General features: G+C 66.6%; 8 protein-coding genes. 5 read left to right on the top strand and 3 right to left on the bottom strand.

The genetic code is table 11. From position 1 onward, the window contains the following. Positions 1 to 261: 261 nt before the first annotated feature. From AC1DOX_RS15730 to AC1DOX_RS15720, 3 genes are all read left to right on the top strand, one after another. Positions 262 to 741: a methylated-DNA--[protein]-cysteine S-methyltransferase gene (locus AC1DOX_RS15730; protein ID WP_441624592.1), complete on the top strand. Its 480-nt coding sequence runs from the start codon at positions 262 to 264 to the stop codon at positions 739 to 741. Then, on the top strand, positions 738 to 1,670 hold the full coding sequence (xerD, locus tag AC1DOX_RS15725) for a site-specific tyrosine recombinase XerD (protein ID WP_441624591.1): 933 nt from the start codon (positions 738 to 740) through the stop codon (positions 1,668 to 1,670). The genes AC1DOX_RS15730 and xerD overlap by 4 nt, the downstream gene beginning before the upstream one ends. Positions 1,671 to 1,926: 256 nt before the next feature. Beyond that, positions 1,927 to 2,838 (top strand): acyltransferase, encoded by a 912-nt coding sequence (locus AC1DOX_RS15720; protein WP_441624590.1) that lies wholly within the window; start codon positions 1,927 to 1,929, stop codon positions 2,836 to 2,838. A gap of 61 nt (positions 2,839 to 2,899) precedes the next feature. Here AC1DOX_RS15720 and ybaK read toward each other — a convergent pair whose 3' ends face one another. Beyond that, positions 2,900 to 3,385: a Cys-tRNA(Pro) deacylase gene (ybaK, locus tag AC1DOX_RS15715; protein ID WP_441624589.1), complete on the bottom strand. Its 486-nt coding sequence runs from the start codon at positions 3,383 to 3,385 to the stop codon at positions 2,900 to 2,902. A gap of 215 nt (positions 3,386 to 3,600) precedes the next feature. Between ybaK and plsY the strand changes: the two genes are divergently transcribed. Then, positions 3,601 to 4,212 (top strand): glycerol-3-phosphate 1-O-acyltransferase PlsY, encoded by a 612-nt coding sequence (gene plsY, locus AC1DOX_RS15710; RefSeq protein WP_092136123.1) that lies wholly within the window; start codon positions 3,601 to 3,603, stop codon positions 4,210 to 4,212. A 185-nt stretch (positions 4,213 to 4,397) separates the two neighbouring features. Here plsY and AC1DOX_RS15705 read toward each other — a convergent pair whose 3' ends face one another. Together AC1DOX_RS15705 and AC1DOX_RS15700 are read right to left on the bottom strand one after the other, a co-directional pair. Then, positions 4,398 to 5,678: an ATP-binding protein gene (locus AC1DOX_RS15705; protein ID WP_092136121.1), complete on the bottom strand. Its 1,281-nt coding sequence runs from the start codon at positions 5,676 to 5,678 to the stop codon at positions 4,398 to 4,400. Then, the gene (locus AC1DOX_RS15700) at positions 5,675 to 6,409 is read right to left on the bottom strand and encodes a response regulator (protein WP_441624588.1); all 735 of its coding nucleotides are present in this window, start codon (positions 6,407 to 6,409) and stop codon (positions 5,675 to 5,677) included. Before AC1DOX_RS15700 ends, AC1DOX_RS15705 begins: the two co-directional genes overlap by 4 nt. Before the next feature lie 326 nt (positions 6,410 to 6,735). Here AC1DOX_RS15700 and AC1DOX_RS15695 point away from each other — a divergent pair, with 326 nt between their 5' ends. Then, positions 6,736 to 8,253 (top strand): MdtA/MuxA family multidrug efflux RND transporter periplasmic adaptor subunit, encoded by a 1,518-nt coding sequence (locus AC1DOX_RS15695; protein WP_477101431.1) that lies wholly within the window; start codon positions 6,736 to 6,738, stop codon positions 8,251 to 8,253. Positions 8,254 to 8,277: the final 24 nt, after the last annotated feature.

Here is an 8,277-nt window from a genome sequence, read left to right as displayed (position 1 = left end):
CTGCACCTGCCTGTCAGCGGGAGCGACCGTCTCAAGGACAAGGTCCACATTGACGTCAGCACAGCTTCTGGACCAGGGCGCCAGACACTCCCTCGAAATGCGCAGGGCCAATCTTACCCGGCAGTTTGCTCTATTGTTGGTGGCGTTAGATGTCCAACTTTTGGGGTGCAGTTCACCGGAAGGTCCTTTTACTTTTGGCGTACGGCCGACGGAATCGGCATAAAATCGGGGACTATCCCCTCTGCCCCACCGCCGCCCGCCATGCCACAGCCTTTCGATGCCGTCCTGCCCGCGCCCTTTGGCAAGGTCGGCGTACGTACCGTGGGCGCGCAAGTCCATGAGATCGTCTACCTGCCGGACAGCTTCGCGCTGGTTGCACCGACCACGCCGCTCTTGCGTCTCGTCGCCGAGCAGCTGGACGCCTACTACGCAGATCCTGACACGGTATTCGACCTGCCACTGGCCCATCGCGGCACGGACTTCCAGCGCAGGGTCTGGGACGCGATCAGCGCCGTGCCGCGCGGCGGCCTGACCACCTACGGCACCATCGCCAGGACGCTGCGCAGCGTGCCGCGAGCAGTCGGCCAGGCGTGCGGCCAGAACTGGTTCCCCGTGGTCATCCCCTGTCATCGCGTGGTTTCCGCAAACGGCCTCGGCGGCTTTGCCCATCATGGCGAGGAAGGCTTCCACCTGGGTGTCAAGCGCTGGCTGCTGCGCCACGAAGGCGCGATGCTGCTATGAGCGAGGCCACGATCACCGTCGACGCCGCCGCGCTGGCCGCCGACCTTTCGCTGGTGGACCGTTTCTGCGATGCGCTGTGGCTCGAGGACGGGCTCTCGCGCAATACCATCGACGCCTATCGCCGGGACCTGTCACTGCTGGCGCGATGGCTGCATGAAACCGGCCACGGCAAGCTGCTCGGCGTGGACGACACCGTGCTGTCCGCGTACTTCGCCGCGCGTCACCTGGAAACGCGCGCGTCGTCGGCCAATCGCCGGCTCACGGTATTTCGGCGCTTCTATCAGTGGGCGCTGCGCGATCACATGATCCAGGCCGATCCCTGCCTCCTGCTGCGCCCCGCCAAGCAGCCGCCGCGCTTTCCCAAGACGCTGTCGGAAGCGCAGGTCGAAGCGTTGCTCGATGCGCCCGACGCCGGCACGCCTCTCGGCATCCGCGACCGGACGATGCTCGAGCTGATGTACGCAAGTGGCCTGCGCGTGTCCGAGCTCACCAACATGAAGACCGTGGAAGTGGGTCTGAACGAGGGTGTGGCGCGCGTGGTGGGTGGCAAGGGCAACAAGGAACGGCTGGTGCCGTTTGGCGCACAGGCCGGCGACTGGCTGCGCCGCTACCTGGCCGAATCGCGTCCCGCACTGCTGTCGGGCCGCGCCTGCGATGCGTTGTTCGTCACGCAACGGGGCGAAGGCATGACGCGGCAGGCGTTCTGGCACCTGATCAAGAAGCACGCGCGCGAGGGCGGCATTCACGCGCCGTTGTCGCCGCACACGCTGCGGCATGCGTTTGCCACGCACCTGCTCAACCACGGCGCGGACCTGCGCGTGGTGCAGTTGCTGCTGGGCCATGCCGATATCTCCACCACGCAGATCTACACGCATGTGGCGCGCGAGCGGCTGCGCGAGTTGCATCAGCACCACCATCCGCGCGGATGATGCGTTGCGTGGCAATATGCCTGCCCGGACGGCAGTCGTGGCGTGGCGGGCGACGGCGTTATCGTGGCTCTGGTGACGCCGAAAGCGCAGGCGACATCGATGTGGCGCCGTGGCCTTGATCTCGGTCACGAACACCAGAATTTGCAGCGCCGGCTACTATTTCGAACCCTCATTGGGGACAGAATGCACGGTTGCATTCGGTTCCCTTCTGTAACGTAACCCTTCCCGATACCCCTCTGGATCTCTTCCCGCGACAATGACGCGCAACCTGCTCCACTTTCTTCTTGGCGTGCTCAGCGTCCTGCTGCTCGCTCTCAACACCGTGTTCTGGTGCCTGCCGCTATTCGCGCTGTCCGTGCTGAAACTGCTACTGCCAGTGCCCGCGATACGGCAGCGCATCGACCCCGTGCTCAACCGGATCGCCACCGCCTGGATTTCCTGCAACAGCGCATGGATCGGCCTGCTGCAGTCCGAGCCCTGGCAGGTGGAGGGCGCGGACGCGCTGCGCTACGCGGGCTGGTATCTGGTCAACGCCAACCACCGCTCCTGGGTCGATATCTTCGTGCTGCAGCGCGTGCTCAATCGCCGCATTCCGCTGCTGAAGTTCTTCCTCAAGCAGCAACTGATCTACGTGCCCGTGATCGGGCTGGCGTGGTGGGCGCTGGACTTTCCCTTCATGCGCCGGCACTCGAAGGCCGCGCTGCGCAAGCGGCCCGAGCTTCGCGAGCAGGACCGCGAGACGACGCGACGCGCCTGCGCCAAGTTCGCGCTGGTGCCCACCAGTGTCATGAACTTCTCGGAAGGCACGCGCTTTACACCCGCCAAGCACCGCGCGCAGAGCTCGCCCTACCAGCACCTGCTCAAGCCGAAGGCCGGGGCACTGGCCCTGGCGCTGAATGCGATGGGGCACCAGTTCCGCTCGATGCTGGATATCAGCATCGCCTATCCCGATGGCACGCCCACCTTCTGGCAGCTGGCCTGCGGCCGCAGCGGGCGCGTCATGGTGCGCGCCCGGGAATTGCCGATTCCGCCTGAACTGTGTCTTGGCGACTACGCCAAGGATTCGGCCTTCCGCGCCGAGTTCCACCGCTGGCTGGGTGCGCTGTGGGAAGAGAAGGACCGGGATATCGCCGCCATGCTGGCACAGGCCGCGAAATCCGCGGCATAGCCGGCGCAAGACCGGCCGCCGCCGTCATCCGGTATCCGGCAGCGTCTTGCCGGACGCCGGATCAGTCGATGGCAACCTCGACAACCTTGGGGTCGAGCAGCCGTGTCAGCTCGGTCGGCGACAAACCAACGAGATAGCCACGGCGGCCACCGTTGATGTAGATGAGCGGCAGATCGAGGATCGATTTCTCGACGTAAACCGGCATCTTCTTTTTGGTGCCGAACGGGCTCGTGCCGCCCACCAGGAAGCCGGAATGCCGGTTGGCCACCTCGGGCTTGCACGACTCCACCTTCTTGCAGCCGGCCTGCCGCGCAAGCTCCTTCGTCGATACCTTGCGGTCACCGTGCATCAGCACGATGAGCGGCCTGGCCGACTCATCCTGCATGACCAGCGTCTTGACGACGGCGTGCTCGTCGACGTTCAGTTCCCGCGAGGAAACCTTGGTGCCGCCGTGCTCCTCGTAGTCGTAGAAATGGCTGGAGTAGTTGACGCCGTACTGACGCAGGAATTTCGTCGCTGGGGTCTCGGGGCCGCTTTCGGGTTTCATCGTGTCATCCGCATGCGCGCACAGCCGCGCGATATGCATGCATATTAAACAAGCTGCCGGCCGCCTGCCCGGCGGTTGCCGGCAAAACGCCCGTCCGGACGCCGCCGGACAGGATTCGGGCGCCACGCCGCGCGATATTGGGGAAGTCACGGAGTTGGCGACCTCGCCGGCGCGCTACAATCGCGCCAAACTGAAAATCTGCCAGATTTCCCGCAATGATCAACCTTCTATTCGCCGTCATCGCCTACCTGATCGGGTCGGTGTCCTTCGCCGTCGTGGTCAGCAAACTCATGGGGTTGCCGGACCCGCACAGCTATGGCTCCGGCAACCCCGGCGCCACCAATGTGCTGCGCACGGGCAACAAGAAGGCGGCCATCCTGACGCTGATTGGCGACGGCCTGAAGGGCTGGCTGGCGGTCTGGCTGGCCAGGCACTTCGGCCCGGCGTATGGCCTGGAGGATTCCGGCATCGCGCTGGTCGCGGTCGCCGTGTTCCTGGGTCACCTGTTCCCCGTGTTCCATCGCTTTGCCGGCGGCAAGGGTGTTGCCACGGCGGCCGGTATCCTGCTGGCGATCGACCCGATCCTGGGCGCCGGCACGCTGGCCACCTGGCTGATCATCGCGTTCTTCTTCCGCTACTCGTCGCTGGCCGCGCTGGTGGCGGCGATCTTCGCCCCGTTCTTCTACGTGCTGATGTTCGGCGTGGATATCGTGACGGGCGCCATCTTCGTGATCAGCGTGCTGCTGATCGTGCGACACCGCGCAAATATCGCCAAGCTGCTGGCCGGCAAGGAAAGCCGCATCGGCGACAAGAAAAAGCCCGGCTAATTAAAGGCTGTTTCAAAATGAAACGAAGCGGTCCTGGCTAGGGCGGAGCGGGGGTTTCGGATCGCATGCGATCCGTCAGCGCATGCGCGCCCTGCAAGGGCGCGGCCGCAGACTCCATACAAGTGGTACGGCAAGCGAATGTGGCAACCCCGGCAACGACGCCAGGATCTTTTTGAAACAGCCTCTTAGGCTGCCTGGGCCATCGCAGCAAACGGAAACACCATTTCCACACGCAGCCCGCCTTCGGGCCGGTTGAGCAGCGCCAGCCGCCCGCCGGCCTGGCGCACCAGCCTGTCCACGATCGCCAGCCCCAGCCCCGAGTGGGCGTTGCCGCCACGGGCCGGATCCAGCCGCACGAACGGCAACGTCACGCGGTCCATCGCCTCTTCCGGAATCCCCGGCCCCTGATCCTCCACCGTCAGCCGCCAGCCTTCCTGCGTCCGCCCGGTGGCCACATACACGGGTGGCGCGCCGTAGGCGTAGGCGTTGTCGACCAGGTTGCCGACGATGCGGTCGAGTTGCGTGGCGATCATGCGGAAGCCGTCACCCGCAGCCAGTTCCAGCACCACGGTGCGGTCCTGCTCCAGCAGCGACGCCGCCAGCTCCCCGATGCGCTTGTCGACAGGCACCGGACGAGCCGTCGGCTCGCTACTCTGCGCAAAGCTCAGGAACTGCTCGACGATGGCGGACATCGATTCTACGTCGCGCGTCACCCCGGCCGCGGCCTTCGGGTCGGCCAGCATCTCGGCGCGCAGCCGCAGCCGCGCCAGCGGTGTCTTCAGGTCATGGGCGATGCCGGCCAGCATCGTGTTGCGCTCCTGGTCGATGCGCGCCAGATCCCCCACCATGCGGTTGAATCGCACGATCAGCTGCCGCAGCTCATGCGGACCCCGCTCGCGCAACGGCTTCACGATGTGCTGGCGCGAGAGCTGCTCGGCCGCCTCGGCCATGTCACGCACCGGGCGCTGGATCTGCCACGCCACCAGCAGCGCGAACAGGATCGCCACCCCGACCACCAGCACCACGCCCGGCACCAGCCGGTTATCCGGTGGCGGATTGTGGACCCACAGGATCGGCATGGCGATCCACTTGTTTCGCGTCGGCAACTTGATCCACAAGCGCGGCGTGGCCTCGTCTTCCAGCCGGATCTGCGTGCCCGGCGGCAGGCGGCCGATGAACTGCTCCACCAGGCGGCGCGGCCGGCCACCCTGCGGCACCGCGGCATGTTCTTCCGCCGCGGCATTGTCCGCCACCTCCACCAGGCTCGGCAGCGCCGCCGGCGGCCTGGCATCCAGCGCGCGCTCGATGCTCTGCAACTGGAAAATCATCTGCTCGACCGAATAGTCGACCTGCTGCTGGCGGCGGTCCATGCGCAGGATCGCCAGCCAGGAAAAATGGCTGATCACCAGCACGGCCGCAATCAGCAGCGCCATGCGGCCGAACAGGGTATCGATCCTCAGCTTCATTGGGGAATGCTGTCCTCGGCTTCGTCCGGCACAAACGTGTAGCCACGCCCGCGTACGGTCTGGATATAACGGGGACGCTGCGCGTCTTCGTCCAGCAGGCGGCGCAGGCGCCAGATCTGCACGTCGATGCCGCGGTCACTGATGCCGCTGGCGCTGCCGTACATCAGTTCGACGATGCGTTCACGGGAAAGCACCTCCAGCGGATGCATCAGCAGCAGCTTCAGCAGCGCAAACTCCGTGTCGCTGATCGACACCGCCTGGCCGCTGCGGATCAGCGAGCGCTGGCGGAAATTCACGCGGAACGGCCCGAAGGCGATCGACTCGCGGTCCTCGGGCGCGGCAGCGGGGCGGGCCAGCTTGCGGCGCAGCACCGCATTGATGCGCGCCAGCAGCTCGCGCGGCGAGAACGGCTTGCCCAGGTAGTCGTCGGCGCCGATCTCCAGGCCGACGATGCGGTCGATCTCGTCGCTGCGTGCGGTCAGCAGGATCACCGGAATATCGTCGTTCTTGGCGCGCAGGTTGCGCAGCGCCGTCAGCCCATCGACCTTGGGCATCATCAGGTCCAGCACGATCAGCGCCGGGCGCTCGCGCTCCAGGCGCGCCTGCAGCCCGTCGCCATCGTGCAGCACCGATACGGCAAAGCCCTGGCTGGTCAGGTATTCGCGCAGCAGGTCGCGCAATTCGGGATCGTCGTCGACGACGAGGATCTGGGTAGGCTGGTTCGTTCGCATAGGCACATGATAGTCAGGCCGGGCGCGCGACATGGCAATTCGGGTCGGCCGTTTTGTTTCCGGAGGTTACACCCGGGCCCATCGTAATCCGCTGTAATAAAACCGGGAAGCCACGAAATACGTGGGGTGACGGCGGCACATTATCCTTCAGGCCATGGCGCGGCAGCTTACCCCGCACACCCGGATTCCCGGACCGACGCCATCCCCCGGACGGCGGGACGCCCGTCCGGCACGATGCGGCATACTGCTGCAACTTCGCCGTCCAGACTCCGTGCGAACACCGTTGGCACGTCTTTTTTCGTCGTGCCGTCCCCAGGATCCCGGTCATGTCCAACCCCGAACAAGGTCAATCTATTCCGCCCACTCCGCCCACCCCGCCCCAGGGTCCCGCCCGGCGCCGCCGCACCTGGATTGCTGCCGCCGTCATCGTCGTCCTGGCCGGTGCCGGCTGGTACTGGCACAGCCACCGCAAGGCCGCACAGGACCCGGCGGCAGCCGCGGCGGCTGGCGGCGCCAGCGGCGCGATGGGGGCGGGCCGGCGGAATGGGGCCGGGGGCCCCGGTAGCCCCGGAGGCCCGGGTGCGCAGCCGCGCTCGCCAGTCGTCGTCAACACCGTGGCCCGCCGCAACATGGACGTGGTGCTCAACGGACTGGGCAACGTGACGCCCGTGACCAATGTCACCGTGCGCGCCCAGGTGTCCGGCCCGCTGCTGAAGGTCCTGTTCAAGGAAGGCCAGATGGTCAAGGCCGGCGACGTGCTGGCGGAGATCGACCCGCGCCCGTTCCAGGCCGCGCTGGATCAGGCCGTGGGCCAGCTGGCGCGCGACCAGGCGTTGTTGCAGAACGCGCGCCTGGACCAGAAGCGATACAAGACACTGCTGCTGCAGGACTCGATCTCCAGCCAGCAGGTGGATACCCAGGACGCACTGGTGCGCCAGTACGAAGGCGTGGTGAAGACCGATCAGGGCAACGTGGATAACGCCCGCCTGCAGTTGGGCTACACGCGCATCGTGGCGCCGAACTCCGGCCGCATCGGCCTGCGCCAGGTGGACCCGGGCAACATCGTCAGCACCAGCGACACCAACGGCATCGCGCTGATCACCCAGATCCAGCCCATCGCCGTGCTCTACACGATCCCCGAAGACAATCTCCCCGCGGTCCTGAAGAAACTCAACGCCGGGGAGAAGCTGCCCGTGCAGGCCTGGGACCGCCAGGCGCGCAACCAGCTTGGCGAAGGGGCGCTGCTGACCACCGACAACCAGATCGACACCACCACCGGCACCGTCAAGCTCAAGGCGATCTTCCCGAACGCGGACGGCATGCTGTTCCCCAACCAGTTCGTGAATGTGCGCACGCGCGTCGATACACTGGAAGACGCCACCGTGATCCCGGTGGCGGCCATCCAGCGCGGCCAACAGGGCACCTTCGTCTACGTGGTGACCGATGACAGCAAGGTCAAGGTGCAGGTCGTCACGCTGGGCCCGGGCGATGGCAGTCATACCGCCGTGATGAAGGGCCTGGAGCCGGGCGATCGCGTCGTGGTGGACGGCGCGGACCGGCTCAAGGAAGGCATGACCGTGGAGGCGGTGGACCCGGCCGCCCGTGCGGCGCAGCTGACGCCGGCGTCGGCGCCGCGTGGCCGCGGACGTCGCCGCGACGGTGGTGGCGGGGCCAGTGGCGCACACGGCGCTGCCAGCGAGTCCGGCGCAACCCAGGGCGCAGCCCAGGGAGGCGAGCGTCGCCGCCACCGCGACGCGGATGCCAGCCAGAACCCGGCGGCGACCACGCCAGCCAACCCCGCGGCCAACCCCGGCGCGGGCGTCGGCCAGCGTCCGCAGCAGTAAGCGCGCAGCGAGGAGTCGAGAAGC

The sequence above is a fragment of the Cupriavidus sp. 01L415 genome, from assembly GCF_056400065.1.
Note: the sequence above shows the minus strand (reverse complement) of the source record. Positions and strands in the feature narration are given on the sequence as shown.